The organism is Alphaproteobacteria bacterium, assembly GCA_024244705.1.
In the GTDB taxonomy this organism is placed as follows: Bacteria; Pseudomonadota; Alphaproteobacteria; order JAAEOK01; family JAAEOK01; genus JAAEOK01.
Genome location: JAAEOK010000088.1, coordinates 32679 through 53031 on the forward strand (window position 1 = coordinate 32679; position 20353 = coordinate 53031).

16 protein-coding genes are annotated in these 20353 nt (G+C 63.6%); 10 read left to right on the plus strand and 6 right to left on the minus strand.

Annotation, left to right across the window (positions count from 1 at the left end):
• Nucleotides 1-13 precede the first annotated feature (13 nt).
• From GY791_17240 to GY791_17250, 3 genes are all read left to right on the plus strand, one after another.
• Complete coding sequence (locus GY791_17240) at nt 14-2062, plus strand: hydantoinase/oxoprolinase family protein (protein MCP4330171.1); 2049 nt, start codon at nt 14-16, stop codon at nt 2060-2062.
• Nucleotides 2059-3804: a methylhydantoinase gene (locus GY791_17245; GenBank protein ID MCP4330172.1), complete on the plus strand. Its 1746-nt coding sequence runs from the start codon at nt 2059-2061 to the stop codon at nt 3802-3804. The genes GY791_17240 and GY791_17245 overlap by 4 nt, the downstream gene beginning before the upstream one ends.
• A 225-nt stretch (nt 3805-4029) precedes the next feature.
• A complete protein-coding gene (locus GY791_17250) occupies nt 4030-4251 on the plus strand; it encodes a transport-associated protein (GenBank protein ID MCP4330173.1) in 222 nt (73 codons plus the stop codon).
• Nucleotides 4252-4365: 114 nt separating this feature from the next.
• Here GY791_17250 and GY791_17255 read toward each other — a convergent pair whose 3' ends face one another.
• The 6 genes from GY791_17255 to GY791_17280 form a co-directional block, all read right to left on the minus strand.
• The gene (locus tag GY791_17255) at nt 4366-5496 is read right to left on the minus strand and encodes an aminopeptidase P family protein (GenBank protein MCP4330174.1); all 1131 of its coding nucleotides are present in this window, start codon (nt 5494-5496) and stop codon (nt 4366-4368) included.
• 229 nt (nt 5497-5725) lie between these two features.
• Nucleotides 5726-7051, minus strand: coding sequence for a TRAP transporter large permease subunit (locus tag GY791_17260; protein MCP4330175.1), 1326 nt, complete (start codon nt 7049-7051; stop codon nt 5726-5728).
• Between the two features lie 3 nt (nt 7052-7054).
• Nucleotides 7055-8182: a TRAP transporter small permease subunit gene (locus GY791_17265; GenBank protein ID MCP4330176.1), complete on the minus strand. Its 1128-nt coding sequence runs from the start codon at nt 8180-8182 to the stop codon at nt 7055-7057.
• Nucleotides 8183-8287: 105 nt separating this feature from the next.
• Nucleotides 8288-9442, minus strand: a complete 1155-nt coding sequence (locus GY791_17270) for a twin-arginine translocation signal domain-containing protein (GenBank protein ID MCP4330177.1) — start codon at nt 9440-9442, stop codon at nt 8288-8290.
• Nucleotides 9443-9691: 249 nt separating this feature from the next.
• Entirely contained in the window at nt 9692-11035 is a 1344-nt protein-coding gene (locus tag GY791_17275; GenBank protein ID MCP4330178.1) for an amidase, read from the minus strand.
• Nucleotides 11036-11051: 16 nt separating this feature from the next.
• Nucleotides 11052-12020, minus strand: a complete 969-nt coding sequence (locus GY791_17280; GenBank protein MCP4330179.1) for a D-glycerate dehydrogenase — start codon at nt 12018-12020, stop codon at nt 11052-11054.
• Between the two features lie 168 nt (nt 12021-12188).
• On the opposite strand from GY791_17280, the gene GY791_17285 reads away from it, so the two are divergent.
• The 7 genes from GY791_17285 (at nt 12189) to GY791_17315 (ending at nt 20335) form a co-directional block, all read left to right on the plus strand.
• Entirely contained in the window at nt 12189-13073 is an 885-nt protein-coding gene (locus tag GY791_17285; protein MCP4330180.1) for a 2-hydroxy-3-oxopropionate reductase, read from the plus strand.
• Between the two features lie 12 nt (nt 13074-13085).
• Complete coding sequence (locus GY791_17290; GenBank protein ID MCP4330181.1) at nt 13086-13970, plus strand: transglutaminase family protein; 885 nt, start codon at nt 13086-13088, stop codon at nt 13968-13970.
• 117 nt (nt 13971-14087) lie between these two features.
• Nucleotides 14088-14954, plus strand: coding sequence for a mechanosensitive ion channel family protein (locus GY791_17295; GenBank protein ID MCP4330182.1), 867 nt, complete (start codon nt 14088-14090; stop codon nt 14952-14954).
• A gap of 118 nt (nt 14955-15072) precedes the next feature.
• Nucleotides 15073-17205 carry an indolepyruvate ferredoxin oxidoreductase subunit alpha gene (locus GY791_17300; GenBank protein ID MCP4330183.1) on the plus strand — a complete coding sequence of 711 codons (2133 nt, stop codon included), beginning with the start codon at nt 15073-15075 and terminating at the stop codon, nt 17203-17205.
• On the plus strand, nt 17202-18779 hold the full coding sequence (locus GY791_17305; GenBank protein ID MCP4330184.1) for an indolepyruvate oxidoreductase subunit beta family protein: 1578 nt from the start codon (nt 17202-17204) through the stop codon (nt 18777-18779). Before GY791_17300 ends, GY791_17305 begins: the two co-directional genes overlap by 4 nt.
• A gap of 56 nt (nt 18780-18835) precedes the next feature.
• A complete protein-coding gene (locus GY791_17310) occupies nt 18836-19756 on the plus strand; it encodes an ABC transporter substrate-binding protein (GenBank protein MCP4330185.1) in 921 nt (306 codons plus the stop codon).
• A gap of 60 nt (nt 19757-19816) precedes the next feature.
• On the plus strand, nt 19817-20335 hold the full coding sequence (locus tag GY791_17315) for a TRAP transporter small permease (protein ID MCP4330186.1): 519 nt from the start codon (nt 19817-19819) through the stop codon (nt 20333-20335).
• Nucleotides 20336-20353: the final 18 nt, after the last annotated feature.

Below are 20353 nucleotides of genomic sequence, written 5' to 3' on the forward strand. Positions count from 1 at the left end.
TTCCGAGAAGATCATGAGCGAACCGCAAAGCGTGATTGTCGGCGTCGATGTGGGTGGCACTTTCACCGACCTGCTGATGGTCGACGAGGGCGCCGGAAGCGTCAAAGTCGCCAAGGTGCCGACGACACCGGCCAACCAGGCCTTCGGTGTTCTCGCCGCGCTGGCCGACGCGGAGATTGGCCTCGACCGCGTTCGAACGCTGGTCCACGGCACGACGACCACAACCAACGCGCTCCTCGAACGCAAGATCAGCACGTGCGGCTTGATCACCACCGCCGGCTTTCGTGACGTACTCGAGCTCGGCCGGCGGACGCGTCCGCGGCCCTACGGGCTGACCGGACACTTCGAACCGATGATCGCCCGCGAGCGCCGATTGGAGGTGCCCGAACGCATGGACGCCGGCGGTCGGATCGTGACCCCGCTGGACGAGGACGCGGTGCGCGCGGCGGCGCGCAAGCTGCTTGAAATGGATTGCGAATCGCTGGTGATTCATTTTCTCCACGCCTACATCAATCCGCAGCACGAACGGCGCGCGGCCGAAATCGCCGCGGAGATCTGGCCCAACGATCATGTCACGATGGGCCACGCGGTGCTGAGCGAGTACCGCGAATACGAGCGCGGCGTGACGGCATCGGTGAACGCGGCGATCCAGCCCGTGCTGCACCGCTATATCACCCGGCTCGAGGAAGAGTTGCACACCCGCGGCTACCAAAGCGATCTACTGGTGATGCAGGGTAACGGCGGCACCGTTTCGTCGCGCATCGTGTCGGAGGCAGCCGTCAACACGGTCATGTCCGGACCCGCCTCCGGCGTCATGGCCGCGGCCTATACGGCGGCGGCGGCGGGCTGTCCCGATGTCATCACTTGCGACATGGGCGGCACCAGCTGCGATGTCGGCTTGATCGAGGGCGGCATCCCCCAAGTCAGTTCGGAACTCGAGCTCGAATATGCGATGCCGATCCATGTCCCCATGGTCGATATCCACACCATCGGCGCCGGCGGCGGATCGATCGCGTTCATCAACGAAGCCGGAATGCTGCAGGTCGGACCGGAGAGCGCCGGCGCCGATCCGGGGCCGATCTGCTATGGCCGCGGCGGCACCAGGCCGACCATCACCGATGCCAACCTCGTTCTCGGCCGTCTCAACCCCTCGGCGTTGCTGTCGGTCGACAATCCGGTCTCGCTCCAGGACGTCGAGGATATTTTCGCCCGCGATATCGGGGCCGCGCTGAACCTCGACGGGTTCGCCGCCGCCGCTGCCGTGCTGCGGGTGGCCAACGACCGCATGGCGGGCGCGCTGCGCATGGTTTCGTTGGCGCGGGGGCACGACCCGCGGGATTTCACGCTGTTCGCCTTCGGCGGCGCAGGCCCGCTCCACGCGGTGGCCCTGGCTCGCGAACTCGCGTTGCCGCGCGTGCTGGTGCCGGCGCGGCCGGGCATAACCAATGCCCTCGGCTGTGTCGTCGCCGATGTCCGCCATGACTACGTCAACACCGTGAACACACCGGTCAAGGATCTCGATATGGCGGCGGTGCGCCGAATCCTCGAGGAGCAGATCGCCGAGGGCCGGAAAACCATCGCGCGCGAGGGCGTCGAAATCGAGGATCTCGTCGTCCTCCATTCCGCCGATATCCAGTTCCAGGGGCAGAGCCATATCCTGACCGTGCCGGTCGATCGTCCATCGGTCGAACGCGAGGCTTTGCAATCGGGATTCGAAACCGCCTACTGGGACCGCTTCGAGGTTACGCTGCCGGAAATTCATGCGGTGCTCGTCAACCTCCACACCGCGGTGATCGGCCGCCGCCAGCCGGTCTCGCTCGCGGCGTTGGCCGAATCGGGCGAAGCCGATCCCCAACCGATGGCGACGCGCCGGGTCTGGTTCGAAACCGGTACCCGAGAGACGTCGATCTATCGCCGCCGACAGATCGGCCCCGGTATCGCATTCTCCGGTCCCGCCATTATCGAGCAATTGGACACCACGGTCGTCATCGAGCCGGGCAATGCTTTCGTCGCCGACGATCAGGGCAATCTCGTCATCACCGTTGAAGGTGCGGGGTCATGAGCGCACTCGACCCGGTAACCCTGACGGTCATTCAGAACGGATTGATTCAAGTCTGCAACGAGATGGATCTCGCCTTCGTGCGGGCCGCGTTCAGCCCGGTCATCTCGGAGGCGCTTGATCGCTCGGACGGCATCTACCACCGTGACGATGGGGCATTGATCGCCCAGGGCGACCTCGGGTTGCCGGTCTTTGTCGGGACCATGCAATTCGGCACCGCCGAGGTCATCGCCCGCGCCCGCGATCTGCAGCCCGGCGATCTGTTCATCGTCAACGACCCCTATCTCGGCGGCACCCACCTCATGGATGTCCGCTTCGTCAAGCCCTTCTTCTATAAGGGAGAATTGTTCTGCTGGCTGGCCAATACCGGCCATTGGCCGGACACCGGAGGCATGGTCCCCGGCGGATTCTCCGCCACCGCGACCGAGGTTGAACAGGAAGGGCTGAGGCTGCCGCCGGTAAAGCTGTTCAAGGCCGGCGTGATGGACGAGGAGATTCTCGCCATCATCCTTTCCAACATCCGCATCGCCGATCAGCGAATCGGCGACATCAAGGCGCAGGCGGCGGCGCTTACCGTCGGCGAGCGCCGGCTCACGGTGTTGATCGATCGCTACGGCAAGGATGTCGTCGAGACCGCGATCCGCGAGCTGCGCGCGCGCGCGGCGCAGCAGATGGGCGCCAAGATCGAAGGTATTCCCGACGGCGTCTACGAGGGGCAGGCATTCGTCGATTCCGACGGAGTCGTCGACCAGCCGTTGAAGATCGCGATGAAAATCACCGTCGCCGGCAGCGAGATGACTTTCGACATGAGTGGGTCTAGCCCGCCCTGCCTGGGCCCGATGAACAGCGTCATCGCGACCACCAAGTCGTCGATTTACCTGGCTATCAAGCACGTCTTTCCCGATGTGCCGATCAATGCCGGAACATTCGAGCCGCTCGATATCATCGAGCCCGAAGGCACCTTCCTCTATGCCAGATACCCGCGCCCCGTGTCCGGGTGCGCGGCAGAGGTCAGCCAGCGCATCGCCGAGGCGGTGTTTTCCGCCCTGACCAAAGCGATTCCGGAGCAGTTGTTTGGCGCGCCGGCTGGGACGTCGGGCAATTTCGCCCTCGGCGGGCACGATCCGGAAACCGGGCGTTCCTACGTCATGTACCTGATATCGGGCGGCGGCTACGGCGGCTCGGCGCTCGGCGACGGTATTTCGAACGGCTGTTCGACGATCGGGATCTCCAAGACCACCCCGATCGAGGTCATCGAACAGCGCTACCCGGTGCTGATCGACTGTTACAGTCTGCACGAGCGATCGGGCGGGCCGGGACAGGCGCGCGGCGGTTTCGGTGTCAGCTACGGTGTCACGCTCCGTCGCGGCACCGCGCGGGCCTCGTTCGTCATGGATCACGGCCGCACCGGCCCGCAGGGAGTCCTCGGCGGACGCGACGGCGGGGTCAACAAGGTCGTCGTGGAGCGCGCCGGCGAGGTCTACCATCCGCCGCACCTGTCGAAGGATCAGGATATCCAAATCGCCGCCGGCGACCGGGTCATCGTCAGCACGCCCGGCGGCGGCGGTTACGGTGACCCTATCCGGCGCGATCCGGAAATGGTCGCCCTCGACGTTCGTCGCGGGTACTACACGATTGAGGATGCGGCGGAGCTATTCGGCGTCGCCCTCGATCCCGCCACACTGGCGGTCGACGCGCCGGCGACGGCAATCCGTCGCGCCGGGGGGAGCGCCGCCGCTGAATAAGAAAATGGCGGACCCAGAGGGCCCGCCGAGTGGACTGAGATGACCTGCGGTGCACAGCTGACGGGCTATCGTGCACCAACGACCCCGATACCGTAGCGCATGGGTCGCTCATCGCATTGACCTAGATCAAGCTTGTCACATCGTTGACCCATACCGCCTTGAATTGAGGTATTATTATGTTGGCTGGACCAATTTCGTGCGGTCCGTGGGAATCTGGAGGTAATCATGGATCAACTACGCCTATGGTTTCGCGTGCCGTTGATTGTGTTGATGTTCGTGGTCGGCGCCGCGGTGGCCGGATGCGAAGAGGAAGGCCCGGCGGAGAAGGCGGGGGCCGAGATCGACAAGGCAACCGAACAAATGCAGGAAACCGCTACCGAGGCGGCCGACAAGGTCAAGGAGGCCACGGACGAGGCCGCCGACAAAGTCAAGGAAGCGGCCGAGTAGCGCCGCCGCCGGCCGTCGTCGCCAAGACCTCGTTTCAAGACCGTCCCTCCGGGGATCGGTAGTCGGTGATGTGTTGCTATTCGCCGATGAAATTAGTGCCGCTTCGAACCTGACCTATTGGGAGCCCAATAGGTCAGGTTCGAAGGGAAATCTCGACAACTGCTCGGTCCCGGTATCGGTGAGCAGTACCTGTTCCTCCAACTTGACGCCCTCCCGGCCACCGGACTCGCCGATATAGGATTCGACGCACAGCGTCATTCCCGGTTCGATGACACCATCGTAGCCGGCGCCGGCGAAATCCATGCGATGATAGAGGTACGGGTATTCGCCGGTCATACCCACGCCATGCGCGGAAAGGTAATACCGGTTCGCGACATACGGCTCCGGCAGCGGCCATGCCGATTCCGAATACTCCCGAAATGTCAGGCCCGGCCGCAGAATGTTTACATTGTGCTGAACTTGCTCGTGGGCGGTGCGGTACAAATGGCGTTGGCTTTCGGTCGGAGCATCGGGACCGACATGAAACGTCCGCGAAAAGTCAGCGTAGTAGCCGAACCTGCCGACGACATCGGTATCGAGCGCAACCAGTTCATTTGCTCGCACGATGCGCGGACCGCATTCCTGAAACCACGGACAGGTGCGCGGCCCCGAAGACAGCAGACGCGTTTCGACGTAGTCGCCGTCCTGAGCGATTACAGCCTGATGGAACACCGACCATAGCTCGTTTTCACTCATTCCCGGCCGAATTGCGGCTCGCAAGGCGGCGACGGCATTTTCGGTCGCGCGCAACGATGCCTGCACGCACTTGACCTCTTCCGGTGACTTGATCGACCGCGCGCGCTCCACGACCATTTGTGCGTCGACGATCGTCAAGCCCTCGGCGCTGAGTGCCATCGCCGCGCCCGCGTTGACCCGCTCGAGTCCGATACGTCGCTGTCGCCCAACCTCTTCATTCATGAGGCTCGCCATTTCACGCGCCCAACTGCGTTCGCGCTCGACGATGGCGTCAGCGGCCGCAACATGAGAAGCGGTCGTCGCCGGACGCACCTCGTCGATCGTTTCGAGGCCGTCGGCTAGGTGCATGCAGCCCGTAAACTCGAACAGAACGACTCTGCCCTCGACGGGCAGGAAGAGATATCGCGCCGGGTTGCGCTGATGAAATACCTGCATGTTTCGGGCGCCCGTCGCATAGCGAACGTTGACCGGATCGAACAGAATGCATGCCGCGATAACGCGCCTCGCCATTTCCGAGCGCACACGGGCCAACCGATAGGCGCGCACCGCCGCATGGTCGATGCCGGCCGCGGCATTCGATTCTGTGATTCGCTCCAGATGTTCGCCGTCGAATACCGGCGCACCATCGCGCCCGACCTGCCAATCGATCCTCACGACCTGATCACTCGATTCGAGACATCATTTGCGGGTTTCGCGTGTTGGCCATTGTCACCGCCTACTTGCGCGTCCGGGGGCGGCGCTAGCCGTAAACCAGGCTCGGCAACCAGGTGATGATTTCCGGAAAGACCATGCACAGCGTCAGGCCGATGACCTGAATGATCAGGAACGGGATCGCCGCCCGGAAGATCGCCGTCATTGGGATCTCCGGCGGCGCGACCCCGCGCAGGTAGAAGAGCGCGTAGCCGAACGGCGGCGACAGGAACGACATCTGCATGTTGACGAGATAGAGCACGCCGAACCACAACGGGTCGAAACCGAGCTGTTTGATGATCGGGACGAAGATCGGCACGCACAGCAGCAGGATACCCACCCAGTCGAGGAACATGCCGAGGATTATGAGAATGATCTGCATCACGATCAGGATGCCCCACGGCCCGAGGCCGGTTCCGACCAATGCCTCCTGGACGAAGGCCTGGCCGCCCTCGACGACATAGAGACCGACGAACACGGTGGCGCCGAAGATGATCCACAGCACCATCGCCGAGGCCTTGAGGGTCGATATGCAGGCCTCCTGAATGGTGATCCAATCGAGCCTGCGATGCAGCGCGGCGACGATGAATGACCCGAAGGTACCGATCCCCGCCGCCTCGACAGGCGTCGCGACCCCGGTGAAAATGACGCCCAGAACAAGGACGATCAGGAAAATCGGCGCGGTCATTTGGCTCAACACACGAATTTTCTCCCGCGTGCTGATGCGCTCTTCGACCGGAATCGCCGGCCCCTTCTCCGGGTAGACCCAGCACTGCGCGGTCACGTAGGCGATATACATGCCGGACAGCAGCAGGCCCGGAAACACCGAGCCGACAAATAGCTCGCCGACCGATTGCTCAGCGACAACGGCATAGATGATCGCCAGGATGCTCGGTGGAATAAGGATCCCCAAAGTTCCGCCGGCCATGATCGAGCCCATGGCGATGGTGGTGTCGTATTTGCGCGCCAACATCGCCGGCAGGGCGATGATTCCCATCGTCACCACGGCGGCACCGATAACCCCGACCATGGCCGCCAGAATCGTCGACGCGATGATCGTCGCCGCCGCAAGACCGCCGCGCAGGCCGCCGAGGAGCTTGTAGATGACATCGAACATCTCACTGATGATCCCCGCCCGTTCGAGCATGGTCGCCATGAATATGAACAGCGGAATGGCCGATAGCTGATAATCGGTCATCAACGGGAAGATGCGCGACGGGACCATGTTGAGCATCCGTTCGTCGCCGAGCAGGAACAGGAATACGCAGGCCAAGCCGCCGGTAACGAAAGCCAACGGCAGACCGGCCATCAGCAGCACCAGGAGGCTGCCAAACATCAGCAGCGTCAACCACCCGATGGGGATTTCGAGGCCCACGCCCTAGGCTCCCGCGCCGCGCAGAAGAACTATGTCCTTCAGCAGCTTCGACACGCCCTGAAGGATGATCAGGACCGCGCCAAGAAATATGGCGAACTTCACCGGGTAGTATTGGATCGCCCATTCGGTGAACGAAACCTCGAACACGCTGACCCCATCGATGAAAAACGTCCATCCGGTCCACAACAGGGTTCCGGCAAAAATGAAAAAGAAGACCGAGGTCAGAAGGTCGCTGATCGCCTTGCCGCGCACCGAAAGCCGCGCATAGAACACGTCGACGCGGACATGGGCGTCGGTGAGATAGGCATAGGCGCCCGAGATCAGGTACTGCATGCCGAACATCAGGAACATGCCCTCATGCGCCCAATTGGTCGGCGAATTGAAAATATAGCGGGCCAACACCTCGTAGTAATAGACGAACACCGCGATCACCGACCAATAGGCGACGAAGGCGCCGGTGAAGGTGCTGAGCCGGTCGATCGCGTTGGTGATCGGCGTATGTATGTACACGTCCGGCGCCTCGCCGGTCCCTTGCCGCGCCTCCTCCGGCAAGGCGTCCTCGACATAAGAGGCTTGCGGCTCGTTTTCCTCCGCTTCGAGGATCGGCGCGATCAAGCGCGGAAGCAGGATCGCATCGACGATGAGGAATACGAGTATGGCCGCCGCGCAATAGAACGCGGCGTCGGTCCAGAACACCATGTCACCAGCGAAATCTATGATTTGCGCTTCGACCGCTTCGAGTTTGGCGCGCGCTTCCTCGAGCTTCGCCGCGGCCCCCTCCTTGCCGTCGGCAAGCATTTTTTCGGCCCGCTCGATCAAGAACTCGGCGGTCAGTTTTTCACTCGTCGCTCCGGAAAGGTCGACCCGGGAGGTGCGCGCCTCGATGTTCGACCATATGACGCCGACGAACGGCAGAATATAGATCAAGCCGGTCAGGTGACGCCTCAGGTAGTGGCGGTGGAGGCCGAGAAACCCAGCGGTCAGCCAAACGAAGTAGGCAACCGTCACGCTGCTGCGCCCGCGCTTGTTCAGATCCCGCGCACGCCGCACCAAGATCATCGCGATCAGCGGGAACAGCACCAAGCCGGCCCAATAAAGCCAATGGGGCAGGACGAAATTCAGCTCGGGCATCGGCTGCCTTCTAGCCTCCCCTCAACGACAAGCAGAGGATGCCGCCTAAGCGGCATCCTCCCACCTGTCACATCGCCCCTATCGCAGGTCCGTAAGAGCGTACTCCTACAGATCCAGATTTTGACCCGCGATCATTTCCGGGGTCACGTAGCCAAGGCTGCCGGACATCATGTAGTCGAGCTGGATCTTGAACGCGCGCGCGGCGTTCTTGTCCTTGTTCGCCCACGAGAACCACCGCGGAACCGCGAGGTCGGTGAACTTCTCGACGTCGTCCTGGCCGAGCCGCGTCACGATCGTGCCGGCGTCCTCGAACTTCTTCCACGCTTCCTGGTCGGCTTTCTGGATCGCCGCATGATGGAGGTCGGAATAGACGTGCACCTCCATCTCGACGAATTGCTTCATCTGCGGCGACAAGGCCTCCCACTGGTCCAGGCCAACGGTGAGGTCCATCAAGTCGACCGGCTGATAGAGCGACATGAAGCCCGGAGGGCCCATCGAGATGAAGTCGGTGACCTGGTGGAAGCCGAGCGCATGGTTGATGGCCGGACCGACATAGTCGGCGACGTCGATCGTGCCCTTTTCGAGCGCGGGGAAAATTTCCGACCCCGGAAGCAGCGTGGTCTTGGCACCGGCATCCTGGAACACCTCGGCCACCATACCCCCCGGCAGGCGCATTTTACGGCCGCGAAAGTCCTCGATCGATCGGATCGGCACCTTCGAATGGATGATGTTCGGACCGTGATGGATGGGGCCGACATAGTACATGTTGAAATCGCGGAACAGATCGCGCGCCAGCTCCAACCCGCCGAGCGCGTAATAGAATACGTCCCATTCATGCGGGTTGCGGAGGCCCAGCGGATAGGAGCTGAGGAACACCGCGGCCGGCATCCGTCCGGCCCAATAGAGCGTGAACGGGTTCATGGCATCGAGAACGCCGTTCTTCACCGCGTCGAAGAGCTGGAAATCGCCAACCACGTCCTTCGCGCCGAAAGGCTGGAACGCAAGCTCGCCGCCGGTCTTTTCAACGATGCCGGCCGACCAATTCTTGAAGATTTCAAGGCCGATGCCGCCCGGCCATGAGGTCTGGATTTTCCACGTCTTGGTCTGCCCCAAGGCAGTACCGATGAAGGGCGCGCCAACCTGGCTGGCGGCGGTAAAGGCCGCCGCCGTTCCGCCCGCCGCGAGCGTCGTCTTGAGGAATCGCCGCCGGCTATCGACGACGCCCTCAACGGCCTCACGCACTTGTTTACGCTTCGCCATTTCGTATCCTCCCTGTGATTCTAATGGCTTCTTAAGTAATGACGCGTCTTTATCGCATGGCGCGGCGACGTTCCGCAATAAGCTGTGGGATTACTATTCCACCATACGGAATTGCCGATTAACTACTTCAGACCTCGATTGGAACCGCCAATTACGACGTCGCTTCCGGGTGCTAGTGCCTTTTAGAGACGAATTGCGGCAGGAAATCGGCAGCGGAGACGAAAACCGAATCGGCGGCCAGATTGTCGCTCACCGAAGTGTGACTGAGCCCGCCCCATGCGCGACCAGCCAGCGCGCAGTTGCGAGCAGTTCGCCGTCGCCGCCGGACGGGCCGACCAACTGGACCCCGACCGGAAGGCCGTTCGGACCGCGGAGCATGGGCAGCGATATCGCCGGCAGCCCAAGAAACGTCCACGGCACCGCGAAGGACGGGTCACCGGTCGAGTCCAAGCCGACCGGCGCTTCGCCGGACGAAGACGCGGTCACGATCGCATCGAAATCGCCCAGCAATCGATCGACATCGTCGCGAAGGCGCGAGCGGCGGACGAGGGCATCTTCGAATACCGCTTGGTCGGTACGTGCACCGCGTTCGATGATTTCTGTCAACCTGGGACTGATCAATTCGGCAGCGGTGGCGAAGTCCTCGGCCCTGTGTCGCGCCACATCCGATTCCATGACGATACTTTGAAGGTCGAGTATGTCGGCAAACCCGGCTGGCGGTTCGACCGCCACCACGCTCGCGCCCATTTCCCCGACCAAGCTTTCGAATTGGGCAGCGGCGCCGGATTCGAGCCGATCCCATACTGGGGCGCGGAGAAACGCGAGGCGGCGCGCCCGGCCGGAATTTTGGCTGTCGAAGTCGGGAACGATCGCATTGGCCGTGTCGGGGTCGCGCGGATCCGCACCACCTAGGATCCGGGTGATGAGCGCCAGGTCATCAAGATCGCGGGCAAACGTGCCGACGTGGTCCAGCGTTGCCGACAGGACCAGCACGCCGTGACGCGAAATCGATCCATGCGAAGGTTTGAAACCGAACACCCCGCAAAACGAGGCCGGTCGGATGACCGAGCCCGCGGTTTGGCTGCCAATCGCGAGCGGTACCATGTGTGACGCGACCGCCGCCGCGGAGCCGCTCGACGAGCCTCCTGGGGTTCGCGACGGGTCATGCGGATTCCGCGTCTTGCCGGGCGTGAAGAGGGCGAATTCCGTCGTGACCGTCTTGCCGACAATCACCGCCCCGGCGTCCCGCAGGCGCGCCACCGCCGCCGCATCCTCGACCGGTCGCCGGCCGGCATGGATGGGGCTGCCGTTCTCGGTCGGCATATCGGCGGTATCAAAGATATCTTTGACGGCGACAGGAACGCCGTGCAGCGGCCCGAGTACCGCTCCTTCAGCTTGGCGGCGATCGGCGTCCCGCGCCTGTGCCAGGGCAAGGTCCAGATCGAGGAAGGCCCAAGCTTGGATGCTGTCTTCGGTCTCGGCGATTCGCGAAAGACACGCGGCGACCCACTGCTCCGATGTCAGGCCGCCGGCACCAATCGCCTGCGCGCCCTCGATTGCGGTGAGGTCGGTGAGGTCGCTCGTTTCGGTCATCGTGGTCCCTCCATTGCTAGACCACACGATCACGCGGTTCGACGCCGCGGAAATACGCATCGACGTTGTCGAGCGCGCGAAATCCCATCTGGTTTCGGGTTTCGACCGTCGCGCTGCCGAGATGGGGCAGCAGGAAGGTGTTCCATAAAGACGCATAGCGCGAATCGATGTCGGGTTCATTCTCGAAGACATCGAGGCCGGCCGCGGCGATGCGCCCTTCGGTCAGGGCCGAGATCAGGGCGTCGTCGTCGACGATCTCGCCGCGCGCCGTGTTGACGACAATGGCATGGGGCGGCAGCAGGTCGATCCGGGCCTTGTTCAGCAGGTGGTAGGTTTCGGGCGTGACCGGGCAATGGAGCGAGAGCACGTCGCAATGGGGCAGCAGGTCTTCAACCGTGGGGTGATAGATGGCGTCTTCCTCGTGCGCGGCGGGTAGACGACTGCGATTGTAGTAGTGAATCTCCATGTCGAAGCCGCGGGCGCGGCGGGCGGCGATCCGGCCGATGCGGCCCATCCCGACGACGCCGAATCGTTTCCCGGTGACCTGGGTGCCGGTCATGAAATTGGGACTCCAGCTTTGCCATGCTCCGTCGCGCATCAGCCGCTCCCCTTCCGCCGCGCGCCGCGCCGCGCCGAGCATCAACAATATGGCGACCTCCGCGGTGGCGTCGCTCAGCACGTCGGGCGTGTTGGTGACGACGATTCCGCGGTCCCGCGCCGCCGCGACGTCGATATGATTATGACCGACCGAGTAGGTCGCGATGATACGAACCGAATCGGGCAGCCGCGCTATCACATCGGCCGAAAATCCCTCCGTGTAGCAGGGCAGGATCGCATCGACGCCCTCTGAACGCGCGACCAGCTCGTCGGCGGAGAGAAGCCGATCGTCCGGATTGAACCGGACGTCATAGTCGCGCTGCAGCCGGGCCTCGACGGCCGGCGGCATCTTGCGGGTAACCAAGACGATGGGTGTGCGATCGTTCATGCAGCGACGCCAGTCGAAACGGTCTCGGAAAATTGTTACGCTTTCTAGCACAGGCGCCGCGGTCACTTGAATTGCCATAAACGACTCGCTTGAATTTCGATTCCGGCCCAATCGGCGAACCGATATGATGGCGGTCCGGATTGGCCTCGAAAGACAAGGGGAGACGGTATGAAGATCGGTTTTGTCGGTCTCGGCATCATGGGCGCACCCATGGCGGGACATCTTCAGGCGGCGGGACACGAGCTGTTCGTGATCCGGCATAGCGCGCCGGTGCCGGCGGAGATCGCGGACGGTGGCGCCACCGAGTGTGCGAGCCACCGCGAAGTCGCCGAAAACGCCGAGGTCACCGTGCTTATGGTGCCCGATACGCCGGACGTCGAGCAGGTCCTGTTCGGCGCCGACGGGGTCGAGAAAGGAATTTCCGCGGGCAAGACCGTGGTCGACATGAGTTCGATCTCTCCGACGGCGACCAAAGATTTCGCCGCCCGCATCAACGCCGCCGGCGGCGAGTACCTCGATGCACCCGTCTCCGGCGGCCAGGTCGGCGCGCAACAAGGGACATTGACGATCATGGTCGGCGGTCCGCAGGCGACCTTCTACAAGATCAAACCGCTGTTCGAATTGATGGGCAAGAATATCACCCTGGTCGGCACCAACAACGGCGACGGCCAAACCTGCAAGGTCGCCAACCAGATCATTGTCGCCCTCAACCTCGAAGCCGTCGCCGAGGCACTGGTCTTCGCATCCAAGGCCGGTGCCGACCCGGCCAAGGTCCGCGAAGCCCTGCTCGGCGGCTTCGCGGCCTCGCGCATCCTCGAGGTCCATGCCGAACGCATGATCAAGCGAACCTTCGAGCCCGGGTTTCGGGTCGAGCTCCATCAAAAGGATTTGAACGTGGCGCTTCAATCCGCACGCGCCTTGGGCGTCAGCCTGCCCAATACGGCAACCTGCCAGGAACTGTTCAACAATTGCGCGGCCAAGGGGGGTGGCGGCTGGGACCATTCCGCCCTGATCCGGGCCCTCGAGGGACTGGCGGAGCATGAGATTGGCTGAGGGCGCGGACCGATGAAGGTCCTGACCGTCGAGCACGAGACGGTCTACCGCTATCATCGACCGGTGCGCTTTGGCGAGCACCGGCTGATGTTTCGCCCCCGCGACAGTCACGATCTGCGGCTTCGTGAAACGTCGCTGCGGATCTCGCCGCCGACGGAAATTCGCTGGATGCACGACGTGTTCTCCAACTCGATCGCGATCGCACACTTCGAGGCCGCGGCCGACACGCTGTCCTTCGACAGCCGCTTCACGATCGAGCACTATGGCTTGGATGCGCCCGCCTTTCCCATTCTGCACTATGCGCAAACGCTCCCGTTCAGCTATCCGGCCGACATGATCCCGGATCTCGCCCGCACCAACGAACGGCACTATCCCGATCCCGACGACCAGCTCGCCGACTGGGCGCGGCAGTTCCTCGGCGGTGGCGGTTCGGTCGAGACCCGGTCTGTCCTGGAACAACTCAACAGTGCGATCCCCTATCGGTTCACCTATGAGGACCGCACCGCGCCGGGAACCCGGAGCCCGACCGAGCTGCTCGATGCCGGCCGCGGCACCTGCCGCGACTACGCCTTGTTCATGATGGAAGCGGTCCGCAGCCTCGGCCTCGCCGCCCGGTTCGTCAGCGGCTATCTCTACGACCCGGCGATCGACGGCGGTGCGACAACGGTGACCGGCGCCGGCGCCACCCATGCCTGGGTCCAGGTCTACCTGCCCGGCGCCGGATGGGTCGAGTACGATCCGACCAACGGCAAAGTCGGCGGCCTCAATCTCATCCGCGTCGCCGTCGCCCGGGACCCGTCGCAGGCAGTACCGCTTCAGGGCACCTTTATCGGCGCGGCCGAAGATTTCCAGGCCATGGAGGCGAGTGTCCGGGTAACCGCGGAGTTCGAGAATTGATCGGACGCATGCCGTCGGCCAGGCGAAGGGGCGGTGCGCCCGAATGCCGGATTTCAGCCGTCGCGCGGAATTACGTTTGGATATTGTGGACCGAGGCGAAAGCGGAAGGGCGATAGGATGGATAACGTGGATCTGAGCATGGATTCGCTCGAGGTCATGATCGATACGATCGTCGAGTTCGCCGTCGCCTACGGTTTCCAGATTCTGGGCGCGTTGGTCGTCCTCGTCATCGGCCTCAAGATTTCATCCTGGCTGGCGCGCCGCACGGTCGATTACGGGACCCGGCGCGATTTCGATCCAACCCTGACCAAGTTCGCCGGCAATGTCGTGCGGGTCATTCTTATCGCCATCGTCGTCATCATCACGTTGGGCAATTTCGGCATCACCATCGCGCCCTTCATCGCACTGGCCGGCGCGGTCGCCTTCGGCGGCACGTTGGCCATCCAAGGCCCGCTGTCGAATTACGGGGCCGGACTGGTCTTGATCCTGACCCGGCCGTTCAAGGTCGGCAGCACGATTCAGGTCCAAGGCGTCTACGGCGTGGTCGAGGAAATCAACCTCGCGGCGACGGTGCTGCGCGGTGAAGACGGCGAAACGATCACCATCCCGAACAAGGAAATCGTCGGCCGGGTGCTGGTCGATTCCCACCACTATCGCGTCATCGAATCCAAGATCATCGTCCGCAACGACCAGGATATCGACCTTGCCACCGACGTGATCCGCGACAGTATCGCCGAGTTCGCCGAATCCGAGGAGGCGCCGCCGGCCCAGGTCGGGGTCCACGATTTTACCTATGGCGGGGTCGTCCTCGGCGCCCGCTTCTGGGTTCCGAGCCTGCGCTATTTCCAGATCCGCTACCTGGCCAATCGGAAAATCCACAGCGCCTTGAAGAAAGCCGGCATTACCTTCGTCGAGCCGGCGAGCGCCGCCGTGCTGGGCCCAACCGATGCATCGCCGGTCGAGTCGACCGGCGGCGGCGATTGATCCGGGTTGCGCGGCACGGTTCCGCCGTCGCGTCATCCCCCGCTATTGGCCTTGACCTCGGATCGCCGATGGGGATTATATGTAAATTCATATAAATTGCCGGACGGTGCCGCGAACCATGGAGCGCTCCTTCGCCCGCGAGGTCGAAATGCTCAAGCTCGGCGACGGCGAGGTCTTCGAGGGCGAGGGCATTCTCGCCATTACCAAGGCCCTGCTGCAGTCGGGGGTCAGCTATGTCGGCGGCTACCAGGGCGCGCCCGTCTCCCACCTCATCGACGTGATGGCGGATGCGCGCGAAATCCTCGACGAGTACGGCATCCATTTCGAGGCCTGCGGCAGTGAGGCCGGCGCGGCAGCGATGTGCGCCGCGTCGATCAACTATCCCATGCGCGGCGCCGTGGTGTGGAAGTCGACGGTCGGCACCAACGTCGCCTCCGATGCGCTGTCGAACCTTGCCTCGGCGGGCGTGAAGGGCGGCACCGTCATCGTCCTCGGCGAGGATTACGGCGAAGGCTCGAGCATCATCCAGGAACGCAGTCACGCCTTCGCCATGAAATCGCAGCTGTGGCTCCTGGACCCGCGGCCGCACCATCCCAAGATCGTCGAGCTGGTGGAACGCGCTTTCGAATTGTCGGAGGTCAGCAACACGCCGGTGATGATGGAGTTCCGGATTCGCGCCTGCCACGTTTACGGAAGTTTCGTCTGCAAGGATAACCGCCGGCCGGCGGTGTCGCGGAACGATGTCCTGAGCGCGCCCGATTTCGATTACGACCGCATCTGCCTGCCGCCGGCGACCTACAGCCAGGAAAAGCATAAGGTCGAGCAGCGCTACCCGGCGGCGGTCGAGTTCGTCCGCGCCAACCGCCTCAACGAGGTATTCCCGGGCGATCTCGACGGGGTCGGGATCATACTTCAGGGCGGGCTCTACAATTCGGTCATCCGCGCCTTGCAGCAATTGGACCTGGCCGACGCGTTCGGCGCGGCCCGCGTGCCGATATTAGCGCTTAACGTCACCTACCCTTTGGTACCCGACGAAATTGCCGCATTCTGTGCCGACAAGAGAACCGTCCTGGTCGTCGAGGAAGGCCAGCCGGCCTTCCTCGAAGAGGCGATCAACGCGCTTCTCCGCCGCCACGAGGTGGCGGCCAAAGTGGTCGGCAAGGACGTCCTGCCGCTCGCCGGCGAGTATACGGGTGAGGTTCTGCTGCGCGGCCTGGCCGCCTACCTCGAAGGCAGCGTGCCGGCCGGAATCGACCTGGTGCCGGTCGCCGCCGCGGTCGACCGGGTCACCGAAATCAAGGCCAAGGCTGCGGAGCTGTTGGGCACGGCAGTGCCCAAGCGGCCCCCCGCATTCTGCACCGGCTGTCCCGAGCGGCCGGTGTTCAGCGCCCTCAAGCTGGTCGAACGCGATCTCGGCAAGATCCACATCGCCGCCGATATCGGCTGCCATACCTTCTCGACGCTGCCGCCCTTCAACCTTGGCAATTCCGTGCTCGGCTATGGCCTTGGCCTGGCCAGCGCCGCCGCGGTCGCGCCCGCGTTCGACAAACGCGTGGTCAGCATCATGGGCGACGGCGGCTTTTGGCATAACGGCCTGACCAGCGGCGTCGCCAGCGCCGTCTTCAACCGCACCGACGGCGTTCTGGTGATCATGAACAACGGCTACAGCTCGGCCACCGGTCAGCAATACATCCCGTCTTCGGGCAAGAACTTCGCCAACCAGCCGACCAGCCAGACCATCCGTGGCGCGCTCCGCGGCGTCGGCGTGCGCTGGCTCAAGACGGTCACCACCTATCGGGTCGGCGCCATGAAACGCGCGCTGAAGGAGGCGATGACGACGGCGGAAAAGGGACTCAAGGTCATCATCGCCGAGAGCGAATGCCAACTCGCCCGGCAACGCCGGCTGAAGCCGCTGATCCGCAAAAAACTCGCCGCCGGCGCACGCGTGGTGCGCACCCGTTTCGGCGTCGACGAGGCGATCTGCACCGGCGACCATTCTTGTATTCGCTTGTCCGGGTGCCCGTCGCTGACGGTCAAGCCCAACCCCGATCCGCTGCGCCGCGACCCGGTCGCCCATGTCGACAACAGCTGCGTCGGCTGTGGATTGTGCGGCGAAGTCGCCGATGCGGCCGCGCTGTGCCCGTCCTTCTACCAGGCCGAAATCGTGCAAAACCCGGGTGCCCGCGACCTGTGGCTGGATCGGCTCCATCGCCGCATGATCGGCTGGCTTCAGGGCGAAGCGCCGGCATGAGCGGGCCGCTTCCCCATTGCATCCTGATTGCCGCCCTCGGCGGCGAAGGCGGCGGCGTCCTCACCGACTGGATCGTCGGCGCTGCCGAAGCGGAAGGATTTCCGGTCCAGAGCACGTCGATCCCGGGCGTCGCCCAGCGCACCGGTGCGACGACCTATTACATCGAGATCTATCCGGAGCCGCAGGATGGGTCGGCGCGCCGGCCGGTGATGGCGCTTTATCCGAGCCCCGGGCACATCGACGTCATGGTCGCCTCCGAACTTCTCGAGGCCGGACGGGCGATCGAGGCCGGTTTCGTGAGCCCCGACCGGACGTGCCTGATCGCCTCGACCCACCGTATCTATTCGATCGCGGAAAAGTCGGCGATGGGTGATGGCCGGTTCGACACCGACCGGATCTTGGCCGCCGCGGATGCCTTGGCGCGGCGCCCGATCCTCGGCGATTTGGCGGCGATCGCGGCGGCCGAGGGCGCGGCGATCAATGCGGTGATCCTCGGCGTCATCGCCGGCAGCGATACCCTGCCCATCCCACATGACCGCTACGAGGCGGCGATCCGGAACAGCGGGATTGCGGTCGAGGCCAATCTCAACGGCTTTCGCGCGGGGATAGCCCGGGTTGCCGGCAGCTCGCCTGCGCCCGAGCAATCGCCCGCGCCGGCAACGATAACCGACCGCGAGATCCCGGGAGACGTTGCAGCTACCTGCGACGGATTACCACTCGAGGTCAGAGAGATCGCGCACCAGGGTGTTCGGCGACTGCTCGACTACCAGGACGGGGACTACGCCAGGCTGTATGTCGAACGCCTGCAGCGCGTTCTCATTCATGATTCTCCCGACACCGGATATCGATTGAGCCGGGAGACCGCGCGGCACTTGGCGCTATGGATGAGCTACGAGGACGTCATCCGCGTCGCCGAGCTGAAGATCCGGCCCGAGCGCATCGAAAAGATGCGGCAAGAGGTCGGCGCGAAGCCGGGCGAGCCGGTGCGTATCACCGAATTTCTCAAACCGAGCCCGGAAGAGGTCGCGGCGATCCTTCCCGCCCGTCTCGGCCGCATGGTCAGCGATCTTACCCGGCGATTCGGCGGCCACGAACGGTGGCAGCGCTCGATGCGCATCCGCACCGACCGCTTCGGCGGGTTTGCCCGGCTGTGGCTGCTGTCCCGGATGCGCCGCTTTCGCCGGACGTCACTGCGCTTCACCGAAGAGAGCGCGGCGATCGAGAACTGGTTGGACATGGTCTGCGCCGGCGCCGAGTTCTCCTCCGACCTCGCCGTCGAAATCGCCGAATGCGCGCGCCTGCTGAAGGGCTACGGCGACACCTATCGGCGCGGCCGGGAGAACTACGCCGCCATCGTGGACACCGTCATCGAACCCGCGCTGGCGCAAGCCGGCGGCGCCCCGGCGACGGCCGCGGTCAAGCAAGCACGTGACGCCGCCCTCGCCGATCCCGAAGGCTTCGAATTGAAGGCGGCGCTTTCGGACGCTAATGTGCATGGAGTTGCGTCAATCAATAGAGACGGGTCCGGCCATCCGGCCGCGCCTAGTCACGACCAGGGAGGAAAAGCCGCATGAAATTGACACCCGCACTGTTCGCGGCGACGGCCGTCGCCGCTGCGTCGCTCGCCGGCATGGCAACCGCCGAGGAAGTCACGATACGAGGCATGAGCGCCTTCGCCGACGGGACGACCTTCACCAAGAACTTCGAACGCTTCGTCGACAAGGTCAATGAGACCGGCAAGGGCGTCGTCCAAATCGACTATATCGGCGGCGGCGGCAAGGTCATGAGCCCGTTCGAAGTCGGCAACGCCATCCAGGGCGGCACGGTCGATATCGCCAATGTGGCGAGCGCGTTCTATACGACGCTGTTGCCCGAGGGCGACGCCATCAAGCTGTCCGAATACACGATTTCGGAAGAGCGCGAGAACGGTGCCTGGGCGTTCATGAATCAGCTCCACAACGAGAAGATGAATGCCCAGCACATCGCGCGCCAGAAGGACTGCGTGCCGTTCCACCTCTATCTCGGCAAGAATGCCGATCCGATCGGCAAGCCCGATTTGACCGGCTACAAGATCCGCGTGACCCCGATCTATCGCGCGTTCTTCGCGGCGATGGGGGCCGAATTGCTGCGCACGGCGCCGGGCGAGGTTTACACCGCCCTCGAAAGCGGCACTGTCGACGGCTATGGCTGGCCGACCCAGGGCGTGCTCGATCTCGGCTGGCACGAGGTCACCGGCTATCGCGTCGACCCGCCCTTCTATCGCGCATCGGTCGAGGTCATCATGAACCTGGAAAAGTGGAACAGCCTCAACGACGAGCAGAAGGCGGTGATCATGGATGCCGCGTTGTGGATGGAATCGCTGTGCGAAGAGGACATGGCGGTCAACGACACCGAGCTGGCGAGACAGGCCGATGTCGGGATCGAGACCATCACGTTTTCGGGCGATGCCGGCGCGCAATACCTGCAGATGGCCAAGGATGAAGGGTGGAAAGCCTTTATCGAGGCGAACCCGGAAAACGGTCCAAAGCTGCAAGAGCTGCTGACCCGATAGGCGCACCAGGGATGGGCTCGGCCCTCGCCGGGCCCATCCGCGTCACCGCGATTTCATGCGATGGGCAATAGCGTGGCCGCCGTCTACGATCGGTTATTGGCCCTTTGCGGCCTACTTGCCGGATCCACCCTGGCGCTTTTGGCGTTCGCGATCACCGTCGATATTGTCCTCCGCAATGCCGGCATCCTGAATTTCCCGTGGTTGCTGGAAGTGGCGGAATACGTCATTTACGTCGCCACGTTTCTGGCCGCGCCCTGGGTGCTGAACCGGGCCGCCCATGTGCGTGTCGATGTCTTCGTCAATGTCGCGCCCAAACCGATGGCGACGGTCATGGAATTGGCCGCCGACCTGATCGGAATGGCGACCTGCGCGACCTTCGCCTGGTACAGCCTGAACGCGACCTCGATCTCCCTCGGCGGCAGCCGGCTCATCTACAAGGAATTGGTCATCCCCGAATGGCCATTGTTGGCGGTCATGCCGTTCGCCGGAGTGTTGCTCGCGATCGAGTTCGCCCGCCGTCTGCGACGCACATGGATCGCCGGCGGCGACATGAAGAATCGCATGACCGACGGACTCTGACGGGCGGCGGCGAAAATC